Annotated in this window: 20 protein-coding genes and 1 tRNA gene; 10 read left to right on the top strand and 11 right to left on the bottom strand. The window is 31.1% G+C overall.

The genetic code is table 11. The features are described from left to right. Window positions 1-41 precede the first annotated feature (41 nt). Entirely contained in the window at window positions 42-2,225 is a 2,184-nt protein-coding gene (locus MARIT_RS11820) for a glutamine synthetase III family protein (RefSeq protein ID WP_100211615.1), read from the bottom strand. 184 nt (window positions 2,226-2,409) lie between these two features. On the opposite strand from MARIT_RS11820, the gene MARIT_RS11825 reads away from it, so the two are divergent. Continuing rightward, window positions 2,410-3,420, top strand: coding sequence for a glutamine synthetase beta-grasp domain-containing protein (locus MARIT_RS11825; RefSeq protein ID WP_100211616.1), 1,011 nt, complete (start codon window positions 2,410-2,412; stop codon window positions 3,418-3,420). Between the two features lie 96 nt (window positions 3,421-3,516). Here the strand turns inward: MARIT_RS11825 and MARIT_RS11830 are convergent, their stop codons facing one another. Further along, the gene (locus MARIT_RS11830) at window positions 3,517-4,458 is read right to left on the bottom strand and encodes a calcium/sodium antiporter (protein WP_024740374.1); all 942 of its coding nucleotides are present in this window, start codon (window positions 4,456-4,458) and stop codon (window positions 3,517-3,519) included. A gap of 1,422 nt (window positions 4,459-5,880) precedes the next feature. Here MARIT_RS11830 and MARIT_RS11835 point away from each other — a divergent pair. From MARIT_RS11835 to MARIT_RS15685, 6 genes are all read left to right on the top strand, one after another. Further along, window positions 5,881-7,113 (top strand): hypothetical protein, encoded by a 1,233-nt coding sequence (locus MARIT_RS11835; protein ID WP_100211617.1) that lies wholly within the window; start codon window positions 5,881-5,883, stop codon window positions 7,111-7,113. Between the two features lie 324 nt (window positions 7,114-7,437). Beyond that, window positions 7,438-7,590: a hypothetical protein gene (locus tag MARIT_RS11840; RefSeq protein ID WP_024740376.1), complete on the top strand. Its 153-nt coding sequence runs from the start codon at window positions 7,438-7,440 to the stop codon at window positions 7,588-7,590. A 10-nt stretch (window positions 7,591-7,600) separates the two neighbouring features. Further along, entirely contained in the window at window positions 7,601-7,831 is a 231-nt protein-coding gene (locus MARIT_RS11845; protein ID WP_100211618.1) for a DUF2007 domain-containing protein, read from the top strand. 44 nt (window positions 7,832-7,875) lie between these two features. Then, window positions 7,876-7,949, top strand: a tRNA-Arg gene (locus tag MARIT_RS11850). Window positions 7,950-8,396: 447 nt separating this feature from the next. Next, window positions 8,397-9,665, top strand: a complete 1,269-nt coding sequence (locus MARIT_RS11855) for a DUF2130 domain-containing protein (RefSeq protein WP_024740378.1) — start codon at window positions 8,397-8,399, stop codon at window positions 9,663-9,665. A 36-nt stretch (window positions 9,666-9,701) separates the two neighbouring features. Beyond that, window positions 9,702-10,694: a DUF6630 family protein gene (locus MARIT_RS15685; RefSeq protein WP_174683269.1), complete on the top strand. Its 993-nt coding sequence runs from the start codon at window positions 9,702-9,704 to the stop codon at window positions 10,692-10,694. A 113-nt stretch (window positions 10,695-10,807) separates the two neighbouring features. On the opposite strand, the gene MARIT_RS11865 is transcribed toward MARIT_RS15685, so the two are convergent. After that, on the bottom strand, window positions 10,808-11,863 hold the full coding sequence (locus MARIT_RS11865; protein WP_100211619.1) for a cytochrome-c peroxidase: 1,056 nt from the start codon (window positions 11,861-11,863) through the stop codon (window positions 10,808-10,810). 69 nt (window positions 11,864-11,932) lie between these two features. Here MARIT_RS11865 and MARIT_RS11870 point away from each other — a divergent pair, with 69 nt between their 5' ends. Both MARIT_RS11870 and MARIT_RS11875 read left to right on the top strand, forming a co-directional pair. Then, window positions 11,933-12,652, top strand: coding sequence for an HmuY family protein (locus MARIT_RS11870; RefSeq protein ID WP_024740380.1), 720 nt, complete (start codon window positions 11,933-11,935; stop codon window positions 12,650-12,652). Window positions 12,653-12,673: 21 nt separating this feature from the next. Then, window positions 12,674-13,450 (top strand): HmuY family protein, encoded by a 777-nt coding sequence (locus MARIT_RS11875; protein WP_100211620.1) that lies wholly within the window; start codon window positions 12,674-12,676, stop codon window positions 13,448-13,450. A gap of 223 nt (window positions 13,451-13,673) precedes the next feature. Here the strand turns inward: MARIT_RS11875 and MARIT_RS11880 are convergent, their stop codons facing one another. After that, window positions 13,674-14,216 (bottom strand): response regulator, encoded by a 543-nt coding sequence (locus tag MARIT_RS11880; RefSeq protein WP_024740382.1) that lies wholly within the window; start codon window positions 14,214-14,216, stop codon window positions 13,674-13,676. Between the two features lie 230 nt (window positions 14,217-14,446). Here MARIT_RS11880 and MARIT_RS11885 point away from each other — a divergent pair, with 230 nt between their 5' ends. Further along, complete coding sequence (locus MARIT_RS11885; RefSeq protein ID WP_100211621.1) at window positions 14,447-15,040, top strand: hypothetical protein; 594 nt, start codon at window positions 14,447-14,449, stop codon at window positions 15,038-15,040. Window positions 15,041-15,471: 431 nt separating this feature from the next. Here MARIT_RS11885 and MARIT_RS11890 read toward each other — a convergent pair whose 3' ends face one another. The 7 genes from MARIT_RS11890 to MARIT_RS11920 all read right to left on the bottom strand — a co-directional run bounded on the left by MARIT_RS11890 (window position 15,472) and on the right by MARIT_RS11920 (window position 19,872). Next, window positions 15,472-15,747: a hypothetical protein gene (locus MARIT_RS11890; RefSeq protein ID WP_024740384.1), complete on the bottom strand. Its 276-nt coding sequence runs from the start codon at window positions 15,745-15,747 to the stop codon at window positions 15,472-15,474. Between the two features lie 3 nt (window positions 15,748-15,750). Continuing rightward, window positions 15,751-16,026 (bottom strand): ATP-dependent Clp protease adaptor ClpS, encoded by a 276-nt coding sequence (locus MARIT_RS11895; protein WP_024740385.1) that lies wholly within the window; start codon window positions 16,024-16,026, stop codon window positions 15,751-15,753. Between the two features lie 36 nt (window positions 16,027-16,062). Then, entirely contained in the window at window positions 16,063-16,899 is an 837-nt protein-coding gene (prmA, locus tag MARIT_RS11900; RefSeq protein ID WP_100211622.1) for a 50S ribosomal protein L11 methyltransferase, read from the bottom strand. Between the two features lie 130 nt (window positions 16,900-17,029). Further along, entirely contained in the window at window positions 17,030-17,788 is a 759-nt protein-coding gene (gene tpiA / locus MARIT_RS11905) for a triose-phosphate isomerase (RefSeq protein ID WP_024740387.1), read from the bottom strand. Window positions 17,789-17,835: 47 nt separating this feature from the next. Then, on the bottom strand, window positions 17,836-18,318 hold the full coding sequence (locus tag MARIT_RS11910; protein WP_100211623.1) for a TlpA family protein disulfide reductase: 483 nt from the start codon (window positions 18,316-18,318) through the stop codon (window positions 17,836-17,838). Between the two features lies 1 nt (window position 18,319). Then, window positions 18,320-18,793, bottom strand: coding sequence for a TlpA family protein disulfide reductase (locus MARIT_RS11915; RefSeq protein WP_100211624.1), 474 nt, complete (start codon window positions 18,791-18,793; stop codon window positions 18,320-18,322). After that, window positions 18,790-19,872 carry an ABC transporter permease gene (locus MARIT_RS11920; protein WP_024740390.1) on the bottom strand — a complete coding sequence of 361 codons (1,083 nt, stop codon included), beginning with the start codon at window positions 19,870-19,872 and terminating at the stop codon, window positions 18,790-18,792. Before MARIT_RS11920 ends, MARIT_RS11915 begins: the two co-directional genes overlap by 4 nt. Window positions 19,873-19,890 lie beyond the last annotated feature (18 nt).

The following is a 19,890-nucleotide window of genomic DNA, read 5'->3' on the forward strand; positions in this document are numbered from 1 at the left end:
GATGTATTTTTTATTTTTGTGCTATTACGTAGCAAATGACACTATCTTGTAAACAGCAATTCTCTATATTTTGTAAGCGGCCATAAATTATCATCTACCAATAACTCTAATTTATCAGAATGATAGCGAATTTCCTCAAAATAAGGTTTTACTTTATCACAATAAGCCGTTGCTTTCTTCTGAACTTCTAAGGCATTGGCTTGTTTTCGCTCTTCATTCATTTGCTCTATCTTTGAATTGATTTCTGCAATGTGCTGCGATATTTTCTGAATCAAATCTATTTGCTCTTTCGCATACTTTTCAAATTCTTTTCCAAAAATTTCTTTCAATCCTTTTACATTTTCTATCAACGTATTTTGATAGCGTATTGCAGTGGGTATCACATGGTTTCTTGCTACATCTGCCAATACCCTGCTCTCTATTTGAATTCGCTTAGTATATTCCTCTAATTCAATTTCATAACGTGCTGCTACCTCTATCTTATTCATTACATTCATTTCTTCAAACAATGAAATCGCCTTTTTAGAAACCTTAACCTTCAACGCTTCTGGCGTTGTCTTATGATTACTCAACCCTCTCTTTTTCGCCTCTTTTTCCCAAGCTTCTCCATACCCATCTCCCTCAAATCGTATTTTTTTAGACGCTTTAATATACTCTCTTAAAACATTAAAAATAGCCTCATCTTTCTTTAATTTTTTAGTTTCAATCAATTCATCTACCTCTATTTTCAACGCTTTTAACTGCTTTGCTATAATTGTATTTAAAACGGTCATTGGACCTGCACAATTAGCCCATGAACCTACTGCTCTTAACTCAAACTTATTTCCAGTAAAAGCAAAAGGAGATGTTCTATTTCTATCTGTATTATCAAGTAATATCTCTGGTATTTTACCAACAATATTTAACTTTAAATCTGTTTTTTCTTGCGGAGATAGTTTGCCTTTGGTTACATTTTCTAATTCGTCTAAAACAGCAGATAATTGCGACCCTATAAAAACAGACATTATTGCTGGAGGCGCTTCATTTGCCCCCAATCTATGATCGTTACTTGCACTCGCAACAGAAGCTCTTATCAATTCTTCATAATCATGTACTGCTTTTATGGTGCTGACAAAAAAGGTTAAAAACTGTAAATTTTTCATAGGGGTTTTTCCAGGGCTCAATAAATTAACTCCTGTATTGGTTACCAAACTCCAATTATTATGTTTTCCTGAACCGTTAATACCTGCAAATGGCTTTTCATGAAACAATACTTTAAACTGATGGCGTTGCGATACTTTTTCCATAACGTCCATTAACAATGAATTATGATCTACCGCTAAATTTGCTTCTTCAAAAATAGGAGCCAGCTCAAATTGATTCGGTGCTACCTCATTGTGCCTTGTTTTTACAGGGATTCCTAACAACATACACTCATGCTCTAAATCTCTCATAAAACTCATTACCCTTGTTGGAATTGATCCAAAATAATGATCTTCCAATTGCTGCCCTTTTGCAGATGAATGTCCTAGCAATGTTCGTCCTGTAATCATCAAATCTGGGCGAGAAGCCGCTAAAGCTGTATCTATTAAAAAATATTCTTGCTCCCAACCTAATGTGGCATTTACTTTACTAACATTTTTATCAAAGTATTTACAAATAGCCGTAGCTGCTGTATCTACTTCTTGCAATGCCTTTAGCAAAGGAGCTTTATTGTCTAACGCCTCTCCTGTATAAGCTACAAAAACTGTGGGAATACATAAGGTAGTACCATATATAAATGCTGGTGAAGTAGGATCCCAAGCTGTATAACCCCTTGCTTCAAAAGTATTTCTAATTCCCCCATTCGGAAAACTTGAAGCATCTGGCTCTTGTTGAACCAATTGCCCTCCTCCAAATTTTTCCATCGCTCCTCCGTCCGCTGCAGTTTCAAAAAAAGCATCATGTTTTTCAGCCGTTGCCCCTGTTAATGGCTGAAACCAATGCGTATAATGAGTAGCTCCTTTAGCCAGTGCCCAATCTTTCATACTCGCCGCTATTTGATTGGCTACCTTTCTGTCAATCTTAGTACCGTATTCAACAGCATCCATTACGCTCTGGTATGCCTCTTGAGTCATATGCTGGCGCATGGCTTGTTCATTAAATACATTTTTTGCAAATAACGCTGAACGACGCTCTTTTTCTTCAATAAGAATAACTTTTCTATTTAAAGTTTCTTGTAAAGCACTAAATCTAATGGCAGACATATTATATATAGTATAAAATTTGAGGTCAAAAATACATTTTTTTAAATTATTAATAACATACCCCTTAAAAAAACAGGGTAAAACTAATTTTAAATCTACTTTTTTAAAAAAACACCCCTTAAAATTTTGAGTTAACTAAAAAAATAATGACTTTTGTTGTATAAACAAAACCTAAACAACAGTTATGAGTAAATCTAAATTAGAATATATTTGGCTAGATGGTCATAAACCAACGCAAAATATGCGTAGTAAAACTAAAGTTGAAGAAAACTTTAGCGGAAAATTAGAAGACTGTCCTATATGGTCTTTTGATGGAAGCTCTACAGAACAAGCTTCAGGAGGCGCTTCTGATTGCTTATTAAAGCCAGTAGCTATTTACCCAGATCCTGTTAGAAAAAATGGGTTCTTAGTAATGTCGGAAGTTTTAAATGCAGATGGAACTCCGCACGCTTCTAATGCAAGAGCTACTATTGATGACAATGATGATGATTTTTGGTTTGGGTTTGAGCAAGAGTATTTTTTAATGGATACTAAAACCGACTTGCCTTTAGGATTCCCAAGAGGAGGTTTTCCTGGCCCACAGGGTAAGTATTATTGCTCTGTTGGAGGTCGTTATACTTGGGGAAGAGAAATTGTTGAAGAACACGCAGACTTATGTATTGAAGCGGGGTTAAACTTTGAAGGAATTAACCAAGAGGTTGCCCCAGGGCAATGGGAATTTCAATTATTTGCTAAAGGTGCTAAAAAAGCAGGAGATGAAATTTGGATAGCTCGTTATTTATTAGATAGATTGACAGAAAAACATGGCTATTATATTGAATACCATCCAAAACCTGTAAAAGGAGATTGGAATGGTTCTGGTATGCATGCTAATTTTTCTAATACTACTTTAAGAACTTGTGGTTCTAAAGAAACGTACGAAAAAATTTGCGAAGCTTTTAGACCTCTTACAGATGAACACATTGATGTTTATGGAGCAAACAATGATGAGCGTTTGACTGGTTTACATGAAACGGCACACGTTTCTGACTTTTCATATGGAATTTCTGATCGTGGTGCTTCTATCCGTATTCCTATTATTACCGTAGAAAAAGGCTGGAAAGGATGGTTAGAAGATCGCAGGCCGGCTTCTAATGCAGACCCTTATAAGGTTGCAGGGCGTATTATTAAAACCATAAAAAGTACAAAACTTTAAAAAAAACAATAATACCATAAAAAAGAAGCTGTCTGAAAAGGCAGCTTCTTTTTTATGGTATTTGATTATCATTTAAAACTCTCTAAAAAAAACTAGCTAACTTATGGTTGCATATATAAAAGCAATATAAGCACCTAATAGTACTATTCCGTCTTTCCAATTCAAATGCAACTTTTTTGATAAAAAGGCCAATGGTAATATGGAAAAAGAAACTCCTAGCATCCAATAAATATCATGCGTTATCAAGCTTATTGCTTCTGGCTTTACCTGTATAGGTGTTATCATTCCAGTAATTCCTAAAACTGCTAAAATATTAAAGATATTCGACCCTACTAAATTCCCTAAAGAAATGGCTTTTTCTTTGTTTATGACCGCTATAATCGAAGCTGCTAATTCTGGTACACTCGTTCCTACAGAAACTACCGTAACCCCTATAACAGCATCGCTTACTCCTAAGCTTTTTGCCAAAGCTTTTGCTCCTCCTATCAATAACTCAGAACCTGCCCACAAACCAATAGCTCCAAGCGCTAAAAACAATGCTATTTTAAATAGAGGAAGCGCTTCATCATCTTCTGGCATTTCATCTACAACTGCTTGTTTTTGAAAACGAAGTAAGTATATCAAAAAAGCTATTAATGTAATAAATAAGATACCTCCTTCATACTGCTGAATGGTATGGTCATATGCTATAAAAAAATACAGCATCAAAGAAGCCAACATCATAATAGGCCAATCGGTTTTGTAAAAACTTTTTTCTACATCAATCGTTGATAAAATAACGGTGATTCCTAAAACCAAGCCCAAATTAGCAATATTAGATCCTATTACATTTCCTACTGCCAACCCTGTAGCACCATCTAATGCCGATTTTATACTTACGATCAATTCAGGTGCTGAAGTAGCAAAAGAAACCACCGTCATCCCAATTACTATTTTAGGTATATTTAATTTTAATGAAAGTGCTACCGCTGCCTTTAACAACCAGTTTCCTCCAAAAACCAATAATGTTAAGCCTAAAATTATATAAAGAACATTCATGAATTTATTTTTTTTGCGAAGATATGAATAATGTTTTTAGCCTTAAAACTGGATTCCTTATCAAATCCATTTGCTTGAAAAAAGACAAACGTTTTTTAATTTAAAAACACCCTCTTTTAAAATTTTTTCAAAGGCAAAAAAGACAAGCATACTGTAAATAGCTATCCTACTGCATTTCTTTTCCTTTGCTTTTAGTTTCTACTCTAAAAACCTCCTTTAAACCATTATATTTTAAAACAAAAACCAAAGATACAATTACAAAAAACAACTTAATTCAAGAACTACACCTTTCAATTTAAAACAATATACATTATTTAAACTTTAAATATAAATCCAAAGAAATAAAATTACATTCAAAAATTTGACAATATGATTTGCCTTGCCATATATTCACAAAACAATTTCGAAATTACCAATATTTACTAACTAAAAACCAATTAAAAATGACATTACTTCTATTAAAAATAATTACTATTATATTTAATTCTATTATCCATATTTTGTTTTAACAACCATAAAAACCAATAACCATGTTCAAAATTTTAGGAATATTATTCACCATCTTTATACTTTACATCATTTTTTTCAAACCTAAATCTAAAAATGAAATTAAAAGACTTAATTAATATGCTTTTTTAATGAAAAAGAAAAATCGCAACGGGAAGATTAGAAAAAGAAAAAACTCCAAATTGACTTAAAAAAGTCATCAATTATATGAAATTGGAAATTGGCGCCAATACTTCCAAAATAATTAACAAAAGTAAAATGCTATGAAATATAGATTGATAACGTAGTGGTTCACCTTCCAAACCTTAACGTTCTTTACATACTTATATGAATGCTTAGCAAATTACGGTTTCTTAGCTGCTTATTATTGAAAAGTCAGCTAAACAAAATATTAAAGATATTTTATAATGATTAGTAATGTCAAGAGAAACCTGTTAGGGATTTACTCACATAGGCTTATTCATAAACTCAATAGCAACTCTTTTGGAAGAAAAACTCTTTGATAAACTCATAATTACTGGTATTACAGGATTATGATGAAGAACAAATAACTAAACAGCCTTTTATTTTTTATCGAATTACGTATGCTTTTTTATTTTAATAGTAACTCCATCATATTTGATAAAATTTACATGAGAAAGCTTCCCTGTCCGTACAGAATGAGATATCAATTTAAAGCATCTTCTAAGATTGATATAGTGAAAATAACTACCGGTATATTGTTTCTCATAAGATTATTTGAAAAGCTATAAAAAAAACAAATCATTAAAATAAACTATCAAAACAAACCTCTCAATATCAATAACTTATACAGGTGTTAATTGTTGTTAATTGTTGTTAAAAGTGGCTTAACGCTCAATTTCCATGTCAATTTTTCAATACCTTTATAAGTAATTAAATTAAATAAATAAAATTATGAAATCTAGATTAAAGTTGGCTGTTTTTACAGCTAGTATGCTTGCAATTGTAAGCTGTTCAAATGACAACAGTTTCCAGCAAGAGGAGGCAATTAACGCCTCAAATTTTGACAAAGTAAATTACTACTCTAGTAGAGGTGTAATGAGTCCATTAACAGATGGTGAAGCTTTATTTATACTAAAAAATAAGGAAGCTTTGCTTACTTCACAAACCCCACAGTCAGATAAAGCAGCTGATGCAGCAGCTGATATTATTACGCTCCTAAAAGGAAAAGCAAAGAGCACGACTGTTCTAACTGAAAATCAAATAAATGAAGCTAATAATGTTTTAAAAAAGCTAATAACAACTAATGCTGATCCTAATGCAACAAGTATAGCTACAGAAATTGTAAACAATAATTTACTCCATCAGCAAAGTAATAGGCCAGCAAACATGGAGCTTTTTAATGTGGCGAATCGTAAATTTCTAGAGAGTATTTATAAATCAGGAATAGCCAGCTCTTACCAGAGGACAGGAGTGTTAGCTGCACAAGCAGGTGGTGCTACAGCCAATCAAATAGAAGAAAAAAAACAAGAATGGATTGAAAATAGGATTTTCTTTTACGTGAAGGGTCTTTATGTAGAATACAAAGAGGATTTTATAAAAAATAATCCTTGGGCTGATCAACAAGTTACAGAGTATGAGTTTAAAAACGAGTTTAAAGGAACCGAGGAAGAGAAAGAGGTAGTAAGACTACTCGCAGAAAATGACCTAAAACGATACAAATCTTTCTTAAATGGAAAAAGTGGGGCGAAAAGAGCAGCTAAATTAAACGCGACTAGTAAAAAAACAAAAGATGACGCAAAAGCTTTTATTCAAACGCTTCCAAAAGACCATTTCTTAATAAGACTAGCAGAAATAGCAATCCCAAGAGAAAAATATCAAGAAGGGGCCATTACTGCTCAGTATGTGTATGGAGGTAAAAAGCAAAATGAAGGTGATATAATCAAGGATTATATCCAACTTGTAGGAGAAAGTGACGCTGAATTACTTAGATTCTGGACCAATAGCCAAATTGGCTGGGAACAAGATTTATCAGAGTTTAGAGCAATGCGCAGAAAGGAAAAAGTTACTGCTGCAGATATTGACATATTCATTGGTAGTGATAAAAAAAGTCAGACGCAGAGAGATGATGAAAACAACTGGAAGCCTCTGGTAGCGTATATTCTTGATAAGAACTCAATACAATAAGTATTTTAGTTAGTTGAAAAGAGGGAATAGATGCGTTTGTAATCTTTACCAACACCATTAAAGCCCTCTTTTATAGAAGATTCAAAGAACCTGATAATTTTCAATATAGATAATTATCGGGTTCTTTTTATTGGTAAAAAATGTTTTTTTTATTTGACAGCTTTGTATTTACCGCAATACGTACCATTTAAAACCACCTTTGATATTCGTAACAGCTTATTAATCGCTTTTTTACAAGAAGAGCAATAGGATTACAATACAAAGTGTTCTTTTTCTTTTCTTTAATTAAAAATCCTTATTTTTGATAAACAACCAAATTCATCGATGAAAAAATTCGGATTTAAAACTTTAGCGAAACTAAACAAAGTACTCTTACCTTCCTTCACTAAAAAAGGATTGGACATTTCTAAGGCTTCAAAATTCCAATTAGCAATTATTGGATGGAAAGCTTATGTTACTATAAACTCATTAAAGTAAAACACACATTATGTTACAAAATCATGTTAGAATTTTTACAGGAAGCGCTATTTTAGTAAATAGATTAAAATTTTTATTAGACGAAATAAATATAACTTCCATTATCAATAATGGTATTGAAGCTGGCAGATTAGCAGGCTTTGGTACGCTGGCTGAGTCTGTTGACCTATACATCTTAAAAAAAGATGTTGCACTCGCCTCCTCAACAATTGAAAAATTTCAAAAAGAAATTACAAATTAATTTTGCAGAAGTAAAAAACATTCTTATATTTGCACCCGAAAAAAGGCCATGTGGCGCAACTGAATAGCGCACTTGATTACGGCTCAAGAGGTTGCAGGTTTGAATCCTGCCATGGTCACTAAACCCTTTAAAATCAATGATTTTAAAGGGTTTTATTTTTTATACAAACAAGATCATTCACAATAGCAATAAAACTTCTCTTAGTTATAAAATTACTTATTACATTATGGATATTCGTAAAATAAATATTGTAATATTTTAGTAGCTTTGGCTATTGGTTTAAGCTCATATCAATTATTATTCAAAATCACCTGAAAAGGAAATAATCATTTTTTTCTTTACAGAAATTATATAAAACAAATACATTTTTTTGTTTATATCTTCTCTTTCAAAAAAACACTTCCTATTTCGGTATTTTTAAATAGTATATGTATGAATGCTCCTTACAAATACTTCAAAAGAATTTCTTTTGTTATACCCAACAAATTATTGGAGATAGAAATAAGTATTTTAACTAAGGAATTAAGATATTGATAAACTATCATAACACCGTAAAGAATAACACATGAACGAAATCATTTGTCCTAATTGTAAAAAAGCTTTTAAAGTTGATGAAGCGGGATTTGCCGATATATTAAAACAAGTTCGCGACCATCAATTTGAGGAAGAACTAAATAATAGATTGCTACTTGCGGAAAAAGAAAAACAAAGCGCTCTTAAACTTGCGGAAGCTAATCTTAGAAATTTATTTCAAAAAGAATTGGCTAAAAGAGACCGAGAATTGACCAATTTCAAGGCTAGAAATCATGCAGAGGTTACTGAGAAATTAGCTAGAAAAGAAATGGAAATAACCAACATGAGATCTAAAATTCAAAGTGCTGAAACTGAAAAAAAACTTGAGGTTTCTGAAGCTGTGAAAGCTATTGAAAAAGAACGTGACAACTTAGTAAATACGCTAAGAATAAAAGAAACTGAAAAACAGCTTCTTGAAAAGTCTATTAAAGAACAATTTACAAGTAAACTCGCCGTAAAAGAGCAAACTATTCAAATGAAAGATGATGAAATTGCACGTTTAAAAGACTTTAAATTAAAGCTTTCTACAAAAATGATTGGTGAAACTTTGGAACTGCATTGTGAAGCTGAATTTAACAAACTTAGAGCTACCGCTTTTAGAAATGCGTATTTTGAGAAAGATAATGATGCTAGAAGAGGAAGCAAAGGAGACTATATTTATAAAGAAACTGATAATACTGGAAACGAAATCATTTCGATTATGTTTGAAATGAAAAATGAAAATGACGAAACTGCTACTAAAAAAAGAAATGAGGATTTTTTTGCTAAACTTGATAAGGATCGCAAAGACAAAAATTGTGAATATGCCGTGCTTGTTTCACTTTTAGAGTCAGATAATGAATTTTATAATACTGGAATTGTTGACGTATCTCACAAATTTGATAAAATGTATGTAGTGCGCCCTCAATTTTTCATTCCTATAATTACACTGCTTAGAAATGCTGCTATGAACTCCATGAAGTATAAAGCAGAGTTAAATCTAATTAGAAATCAAAATATAGACATTACCAATTTTGAAGAAAAAATAAATTCTTTTAAAACAGGCTTTGCCAGAAATTACGATTTAGCTAGCCGTAAATTTAAAACAGCTATTGACGAGATTGATAAAACCATTATCCATTTACAAAAAACAAAAGATGCTCTTCTATCTTCTGAAAATAACTTGCGATTAGCAAATAATAAGGCGGAGGGGTTATCTATTAAAAAATTAACTTATGGAAATCCTACTATGAAAGCCAAGTTTAATGAGCTCAATGACTAATTTTACATTCTTAAAATAAAAAAAACCTAATAAGAAGTGGCAAGAATATACTATCATAAAAAAGAGCTGGCTGGTTTACCTATTAAAGACGATGATTTACACTTATCTTTATTTAACTACCTTCTTAACAATGCTACTGCTTCTAAATTTAAATTACAGGATAGCTATATCACTTCTTTTTGGGGATTTAAAAGAAAGAAAATTCCATGCTTTAAAGAAGTTCTAATTCTTAAAGATGATATTTTTTACAATTCTCCTGAAGGAAGTTTTTATTTGCCAAATGGAATCATTTTTTATGATAAAAATGATTTTAATTTTCCTTCAAAATTCTACTTTATAAGCCAAATTAACAATCAAATAGAATTAAGAAAATGTAATGGTGGGCAACATGTAAAATGGTTTCAAATTCCTGAATTACACAAAGCTGTAAAAGCTCCTAATATTTTTCAAAAAATAAAAAACACCCTAATAGCACTTAAAGGAAATATTGACGCTGCCCCTAGCAAAAAAATTAAAAAGGAATTACCACCTGTTAGCAAACTTCAAGAAGAAGCTTTAAGAAAACTAGTAAAATACTGTATTCCTAACCCAAAAGCTAGCACGAAAACTATAAATTTCATCAACGCTTTAAAAAAAGATCGAGAAAATTATTACAGCCTTCTTTATTTTGTGATCACTTCTTTAGAAGATCATCTTTTAAACTTTATCGTACGTATTGACTGGAAGTTAGAAGCTGAATATGTAAGAGAAGAAATACAAAATATTTTAAATAAGCATTACCCTAACCGCAATATTCAATTACCTTCTTATGAAAAAAGTATTATTATTTCTGTAGAAGGAGTTTTTAAAGATCTGGATGATTTACTACGAAAAAAAGGACTGCAACTCTCTTTTATAGATACACAATCTGATGAATATATCTTTATCATTCATAAAACAGCAGATGAGAAAAAAGTAAAAAGCACTGTACATAATATTGGTTATCCATGCCATAGCAGATCACAATTAACTGCATCACCAAATTCATGATTATTTTTTTTATAGTTTTTGTTACTAAATGATTTTTAGTTGTTTTAAGAAAAGCATTTCGGCCCTTATGTTTATAAGAGCCAAAACACTAAAAAAGAACAAAAATTAAATTTTTAAATACTCACTTCTCCAGTAAGACTATTTAAAAATGCTTTTATAGCCTGTATATCATCATCTTCTAAATCAATATTCAGTTGTACCTCTCCCATAATTCGAATAGCTTCTTCAATATCAGCCACGCTTCCATCATGAAAATATGGAAATGTTTTTGTTACATTTCTTAAAGAAGGCACCTTAAATACATATCTATCTACTGCTTCTCCTGTTAATTCATAACGCCCATTATCTATATTTTTACTACCTGTTTTTACCCAATAAGGATTTTCTTCACTACCAAAAGATCTAAATTTATTTCCTCCTACCAGAGGTCCGTCATGACAAGAAACACAGCGATTGGTCATAAAAAGAAACATTCCTTTTTTTTCTTTTCCCGTCAATGCTTTGGCATCTCCTTTTAAAAACTCATCGAACCTAGATGGACTCAACAGAGTTCTTTCAAAAGCAGCAATAGCACTTGTAATATTTTCAAAATTTACAGGTTCAATTTCTTTAGGAAAAGCATTTTTAAAAAACGTTTTATATTCTACTATCCCTTGAATCTTTTCCACTACACTCTGCTCATCATCCATTGCCATTTCTATATGGTTAAGTATTGGCATTCCTGCTTGTTCTTCTACTGTGCCTACTCTACCATCCCAAAACTGAGTAAAATGCAATGCGGCATTAAAAACAGTAGGCGAGTTTCTTGTTCCTTTCCTACCAGCTACCCCCAAAGAAGTTGCTAAATTATCTGTTCCAAACTTATTTAAATCATGGCAAGAAGCGCAACTTATGGTATTATTTTTAGATAATCGAACGTCTAAAAACAATTTCTTACCTAACGCAACTTTTTCATTTGTTAATTTATTTGCGTCTATTTCTGCATTTGCTGGAAGCGGATTGTCAAAATACTTCTTAGCCTCTCTAATTAATCCTTCATACTCATCATCGGATTCATCTGGTTCTTCTACCACCACTTCTTTTACAACCGCAGCTTCTTTACTGCAATTAAATAGTGAAAAAGTAAAAATTAGCAATAGTATTCTTTTACAAAAGAAATTAAAATTCATGAGTTTTGTTTTTTTGCACAAATAAAAGAAATATATTTGCACTATCTAAAATTAATCTAAATTAAAATAATGAAAAGAATAATTTTTATATTGGCATTTATAACTTTCCTACCAATAGCATGCACGAATAGTGAAAAAGGAATTCCTGAAAAAGATGCAGGTGGTACAACTACCGAAGAACAAAGCTACCTAGACCCTAAGGTGAACGAGTTTGTTAAAGTAGAAAAAAATGATGACGGTACCATTTTAGTTAACAACCTTTTTACAAACCCTAAAGATAATAAAGGAAACTTAGTTTATGTAAAATTCAACTTAGAACAAGCCAAGGTAGTTACTGGTGACGATTGGGATATCGCTTTTTTTAATAGAGCTATTATTGTTAATGGAGGTGAATGGACTCAGGGATATATATCTTATACTGCTCATGAACCTGAAAGAACTAAAGAGGCTTCTGTAGCAGTTATTGATGGCGATTTTAATACCATGAATAGTGTACCTAACAACGTCGTTTTTAAACAAGATGGAAAAGATAAAACAGCTATAGACGATAGAGGCAAAGGAATGTTTGATCCTTATGAAATGCATGATGACCATGTTATCAGAGCTAAAAAAGACAAGCTTTTACTTATTAAAACCATAAATGGTAACTACGCAAAATTAAAAATAGAAGATATTTATAAGGATGGGGATCATACAGGTGATATGAATGAGGTTCTTGCTAATAAATACCCTTACTATACTTTTAAATACTTCTATAATACTACAAAAGGAGATAAAACTTTAAATTAATAATAAATAAATACAATAATTATGAAAAAAATAAGCTTATTAACAACGGTATTATATACTATGTTACTACTTGTTTTAACTTCTTCATGCTCTAAAGAGAATTTAGTGCTATCTGACGGTAACTCTAATACAGAGCACCCTGATGCGGGAAATTCAGGTACAGATAATCCTAATCCTGAAGATCCTAATGTTACCACTCCTGATACTTTTACAATTCAAACAACTGCTATAGGTAACGAAAGAGAAACTGCTGAACAAACAGGAATCTTTCAAAAATTTAGCTTTGCTAAAGGAGGAGTTGTTGATGGCAGTAGTGATGACTGGGATTTTGCCATTAGAGGACGTGCTATTTTAGTTAATGGATTAGATCAATTTTCTACTAAAACAAGAATAGGATTAATTAATGAACCTAAAAGAACTAAAGATGTTGCGGTATATGTTGCTGATGACTTATTTGAAACTAGAACTACCGCATTAGATCTTCCTAGTAATCTTTATTTTCAAGATTGTTTTAACATCGGAGGAATTACAGGAATTACTACAGCTATAAGCTGGCTTCCTAGAAAAGGGTATAATGACCCTAGAAAAGTTTGGTATTTCAGATCTTCACAAGACGAAAGTCTTTTACTTTTAAAGCCTGTTGTTTTCGTATTTAAAACACATGACGGTCATTTCGCTAAAATGGCTATCAAAGAAGTAAAAAGAACGAATACAAACTTTGAGGAAAAAGAAAGCTTAGAGTACGTTATTCAATACTATTACAATCCTAAAAAAGGAAATCCTAGCTTAAAAGCATAATATTTTACTTTACAAAAACCAAGAAATCTTATTTACTTATTATTATTCCCCAATAAAAGCACTTTGGAATGGACCATTCCAAAGTGTTTTTATTTCTGCTTAATACCTTACTAGCATTCCGTATTTTAACTTTACTATATACCAAAGTTAAAAGCTCCTACTGTTTTATCAACAAAACCTAAGTTTTCAATACTTTTAACCTTATTTATATTTCCTAATACCACTATGCTGGTATTTCTACTGAATCATATCTCTTAGCATGCAACAGCAACTCTCTTATTTTTTGTTTTGATAGGCTTTTGCCTAATATAAGCCTTGCAAATTCGCTATTTGAACCTTGGTAAAAATTCAAATATTCTTGAACCAACAGCTCTTGAACATCAGTAGAAAGGTATGTATTTCCTTTATATACTTCCTCTAGCCCTTCAAGAATATTTGCATAAGCAAATTGCTTGGAAATATAACCTTCTGCGCCATTCTCCATTGTTTTTTTTATAAAATCTAGTAATAAATATTCCGATACTACAATTACTTTTTGAGCAATCGCATACTTTTTTAAATACTGAAGTACTTCTATGCCATTTTTCTTTGGCATATCTATATCTAAAATCACAATATCTACCATATTATTATGTAGCCATTCAATTAACTCTTCCCCATTAGAGGAACGCCCTATGATTTTTATAGAAGTATTCTGGGTAGCTTTAAAGAGAGATTCAAATCCATCTGCTATTAAACTACAATCATCTGCAATATGTACAGTCATTTTTGAAGGTGTTTTCTATTCTGCCCAAATGTAAATAGGTTTATTGAATAAATTTGTAGAGGAGATCAATTTTTTCTATTTATAATAACAAAGTGGTTTAAACTTTTTCTTAATAAATAGAATACGAGTAATAATAGCTTAGCCCACTTAAAACAAAATTAGTTCTATAAATTAACATTATTTAATTCATAAAATTTCTAAATTTGGCTCTAAATATCAAAATTTTCAAAATGCTAAACAATAAACAAATATTAAGCCTCTTTTTACTTATTTTATTTGCATTTTCTTCTTGTTATAAGCAAGCCAAGAAAAAAAATAATATTACTAATTCTTCTGATAAAGAAGTCGTTATTCAAGAAAAAAAACAAAATGGCGCTAATGCCAAGGATATTCTTTCCCAAAGAATAAAAAATTATTTAACTACTGTGTTTTTAGATGAATCAGATTTAAAGATAATGCCCGTAGAAGATCGAAAATTTCAGTACACCTCAATTGATTTAAATAATGACGGAATCGATGAAATATTTGTTTATTTGAATTCTAGATATTTTTGCGGTTCTGGTGGTTGTACATTTTTGCTTTTAGATACTAATTTAAATTTAATTACAGAATTTACTGTAACTAGACCTCCTTTATTAGTTAGTGATACAATGGAAAATAATTGGAAAAAATTATATTTACTATCAGATGGTTATAGAGAAATGGTGTATAATATTCAAAACAAATCATACCCTGCAAATCCCTCTGTAGAAAAAGAAGTAAAAGATTTTAATACAAAAAACCTTACGACATTATTTTCTTCTGAAAAAACCTTTTCTTATTAAAACGATAAACTTCGTAATAAGCTACGAAACAAACTCTCTAAAATATTTTTTCCATAATTTAGTATTATTTCTTACGGTAGAACATTTACAGTTCAAACAAAAGTTCAGTTTTTTTTAATGAGAAACTGAACTTTTTATTTTCTCTTAAAATAGAAAAAACCTTAAGTAAACACTTAAGGCTTTTTCGTCTAACCAAACTTAGTATAAAAACTAACTACTACTACTATCTTTATGAATTTCTATCATTTCATTTTACAAAACATCTTTTTAAAAAAGTCTGTTATGTGATCTTTTTGAAGAACTTTAAAAAAGTTAATTCAAATAATACACTTTCAAACATCCTTCATTTTCATCTACACTTATTTGACACTACTTTTTTTGATTCGTCACATTTTAACCAAAAAAAACCAAAAAAGTTTTTTTTTGGTTTTTTAGTGAAAGTATCTTCTGATAGCAATTCGGTGCTCGGGTATAGACTTATCATAGTCTTGTATCATTAATTCTAATATTTCGGGAGGTTTTATTCCTATTTCTTTTTTGGAAGCATATTTAGAAACATACAAATTATAACGGGCTTCTTCGTTTCTTTCAAAAATTAAAAAATGCGCTGGATTTAATTCTGAAAAGGAAATTTCATTATTTGAAAAGGTATCTGATTTATCTTTAAAAAAATCAGAAAACTCATAGTACTTTAATACATTTTCCATATGCTATACCAATTCTGCGGATAAACCTAATTGCAACAATTTAGAGCAACGAGGTTCTAAATCTTCATAGGATCCTGATTTTACAGTACACTTTCCTTTATAATGTACTAAAACAGTACATTGTTCAGCTTGCTCTAAAGTATGCTCGCATACATCTACCAAACTATGTATCACATAATCAAATGTGTTTACATCATCATTATGCAATACAATTTCATGTTGTAAAGCTTCTTGTTCTAAGACATCAGCTTGTTCTTGTATTTTTTCCTGAGTACTCATTTAACAAAGTTATGAATTATTACACTAAAAATAAAATTACCCTTTTAGGTATTTTAAGGCTACCCAGTTATTACGTTCTAATGTTTTATCAAGCTTCAAACCATATTTTATCACTTCTTCGTTAATAACAGGAATGTCTTCTTTATAAAACCCACTCAATAATAAAACTCCTTCTTTATGTAAGCAATTAGTATATATTTCCATGTCCATCAACAATATATTTCTATTAATGTTAGCAATAATCAGGTCATATTTTTTATTATTTAGCAACGCCGAATCTCCTTCAAAAACAGCAATGTGCTTGCTATTATTCCTCTTTATATTTTCTAACGAATTTTCGTAGCACCAATTATCAATATCAATTGCATCAATAGGATTTGCTCCTCTCATTTCAGCAAAAATTGCTAAAATTCCTGTTCCGCATCCCATGTCTAATGTTTTCATACCTGCAACATCCATCTCCAATAAATGTTGTACCATCATATGAGTTGTTTCATGATGCCCTGTTCCAAAACTCATTTTTGGTTCTATTACAATATCATATGGTAAATTAGGATTTTCATGAAATGGCGCACGGATACTAACTTTAGCATCCACTTGAATGGGGGGGAAGTTTTTTTCCCACTCGGCATTCCAGTTCGTTTGCGCTATTTCTTGTTGCGTATATTTTATAGAAAACTCACCAGCATTTAAAATAAAGATATCATTTAAAATCTCTTTATTCCAAAAATCTTTTTGAATATAAGCAACAACTCCTGTTTCATTTTCAACAAAGCTTTCAAAACCAGCTGCTCCTAATTCTGCTATTAAAATTTCAGTTGCTGGCTCCTTTGGTGAAACTATAAAACTATATTCTATATATATATTATCCATTATAAACTTATTACGTAAAAAAACTGTCTAAAAAGTAACATATCGCTGTTGCTCCGACTGTTCGAAATAACGACAATGTACTTTTTAGACAGCTTTTCTATTTTTTAACTATGCAAAAATACGAATTTGTTTAGATTGCTTTGATTATTGCTGAAAAATCTTTTGCATTTAATGCCGCTCCTCCTATTAAACCACCATCTACATCTGGCTTTGAAAATATTTCAACGGCATTGGCTGGTTTCACACTTCCTCCATACAAAATGGAAGTATTATCTGCCAATACTTCACTATATTGACGCGCTATTAAATTTCTTATAAATGCATGCATTTCTTGTGCTTGCTCCGGCGAAGCTGTTTCTCCTGTACCTATTGCCCAAACTGGCTCATACGCCAATATTATATTTTTCCATGCCGCTGCTTCTAATCCAAACAATGTATTTTTCAATTGGTTTTCTACCACTTTAAAATGGTTTTCTTTCTTTCTATCTTCCAATAGCTCTCCGAAACAAAAAATCACTTCCAACCCATTGTCTATAGCTGCTTTTACTTTTTTTGCTAAAATTTCATCTGTTTCTCCAAAATACGTTCGTCGTTCTGAATGTCCTAAAATAACCGTTTTTATGTTTATTGACGTTAGCATATCGGCAGATACTTCTCCTGTAAAAGCTCCATTAGCAGCTTCATGCATATTTTGTGCAGCTACCTCTATTTTACTTTTTTTCACCTTTTTTAAGGCTTCTTTTAGATTTACAAAAGTAGGCGCTATAATAACTCTTGTTCTTTTAAGCTGCTTTTTCTTTACAACATTACGTAATTCTTTGATAAGTTTTTTAGTTTCATCAATATTATGATTCATTTTCCAGTTTCCTGCTACAATATTTTTTCTCATTTTTTAGTTGATTTGGTTCTGCTGCTTTTTTATCCTGCTAAAATAAGTTATTTTTTATGTTTATTAAATAACGCCCTTGTTAGCTTCGTTTTATTAAATACTTCTATTTTTCCTGTTTCATTTATAATTACATAGCGAGGAATCCACCTTAAGCTCAAAAATTTGCTTAAATCACTATCCCATCCCTTCTCCATAAAATAATGATTTCCTTGTACGTGAAATCTATCAATTCCTTTTTTCCATTTGCGAACGGATTTATCTAATGACAAAAAGACAAAAGGGATCTCTGGATTTTCTTTTTGCATTTGTTTTATATTAGGCAAACTAACAATACAATCGCTACACCAAGAGGCCCATGCATTTATTACTATTTTTTTTCCTTTATATTTTGCTAGTACTTCTTCAAAGCTTACAGAGGTTCCGTCTAAAGCAATTACACGATCTTCTAAAGCTTTTTTTGAAAACTCAGTTTGATCTTTTGGAACACAGCTACTTAACAACACTATACAAATTAATATTACTTTTTTCATTTTAATGCAACTTCCTTTTTATTTTTAATACATCAGCTGTATTATACACACGAATCTTACCTTCTTTATTTAGCAGTATAAATCTTGGTATTGTTTTTAACTTTAAAAATTTACCCAACGCTCCTTTTCCTTTTTTAGGAATATAATATTGCTGTCCTTTAACTTTCATTTTTTCCAATCCTCTCTTCCAATCGTAATACGAATGATCTACCGACAAAAAAATATAATTTACATCTTTATATTTTTCTTGTAACAATATCACTTCTTTAAAACTATCTTGACTAAAGGGGCAATAGGTAGCATACACTTGAATAAAACTATCTTTTCCACTATTTTCCTCAAGTACTTCTCCCAATGTTATAGTATCTCTAGCAGTAGTCACCATCTTTTCTTCCAATGACAAATCGTTAAATTTTTTAGGCTGAAAAACAGCACAACTTGTAAAAAAAATAAAGAGTATAAGGTAATATTTCATAATTTATTCAATCTTATTCTAGGGTCTAGCCAACTATATACCACATCTACACAAATATTAATCCATATAAATAAGGTAGCTACTACCAGTACGCTTCCCATTATCACAGGTAAATCTAATGTGTTCAATGCATTTACAATCTCTTTCCCTAATCCGTTCCAATTAAAGATATATTCTACAAACACTGCTCCTGCCAACATGGATGCGAACCACCCTGAAATTGCAGTTACTACTGGATTTAAAGAATTTTTTAATGCGTGTTTCTTTACTACTTGGTAGCTAGTTAAGCCCTTTGCGTAAGCAGTTCGTATATAATTTTCATTCAGGGTTTCTAATAACGAATTTCGCATCAATTGAGTAACCACTGCTAACGGACGAATTCCTAAAACCAAAGCTGGGAGTAATAAATTTTTCCATTGAATATAGCTCCCTTCCCCAAAGTCATCTACTTCATAAAAACTTCCTGTCATTTCAAGACCTGTGTATTCATGCAATACAAACCCAAAAAGCCACGCAAATAATATGGCCGAAAAAAAAGAAGGGATGCTCATACCTAAAGTGCTTATTACAGCAATAACTCTATCAAAAAAAGTATCTTTATATAGTGCGGAAAGTACTCCCAATAAAATTCCTATAATTATTGCAATTACAATAGCAAACATGGCTAAAACGGCTGTATTAGGCAAGGTTTCTAAAATGACTTCAGAAACCTTTTTTCCGTTTTTCTGAAAAGATTTTCTTAAATAAGGGTATTTTACTACCATGCTGTATTCTCCTAACTGAATAAGTTTTATATACGTATATTTTTCTTCGGATAAAAAGGTATAATTTTTTTTGTCTTTATTATGAAAAGATATTGGAGATACATCGTTTAAGTAATATAAATACTGGGTTAAGACAGGTTTATCAAAACCATATTTAGCTCGAATATTTTTTAATTGCTCCGTGTCTTCTCGTTGGTCTAACATCATACGAGCAGGATCTCCTGGTAAAATATTGAATAATAAAAAGATAACTGTTACGACCCCAAAAAGCGTTAAAAAGGCGTAAAAAGCTTTGTTTAAAACATAACTAATCATCCTAACAAAGATAACAGA

Origin of the sequence: Tenacibaculum maritimum NCIMB 2154 (genome assembly GCF_900119795.1) — a bacterium.
GTDB lineage: Bacteria > Bacteroidota > Bacteroidia > Flavobacteriales > Flavobacteriaceae > Polaribacter > Polaribacter maritimus.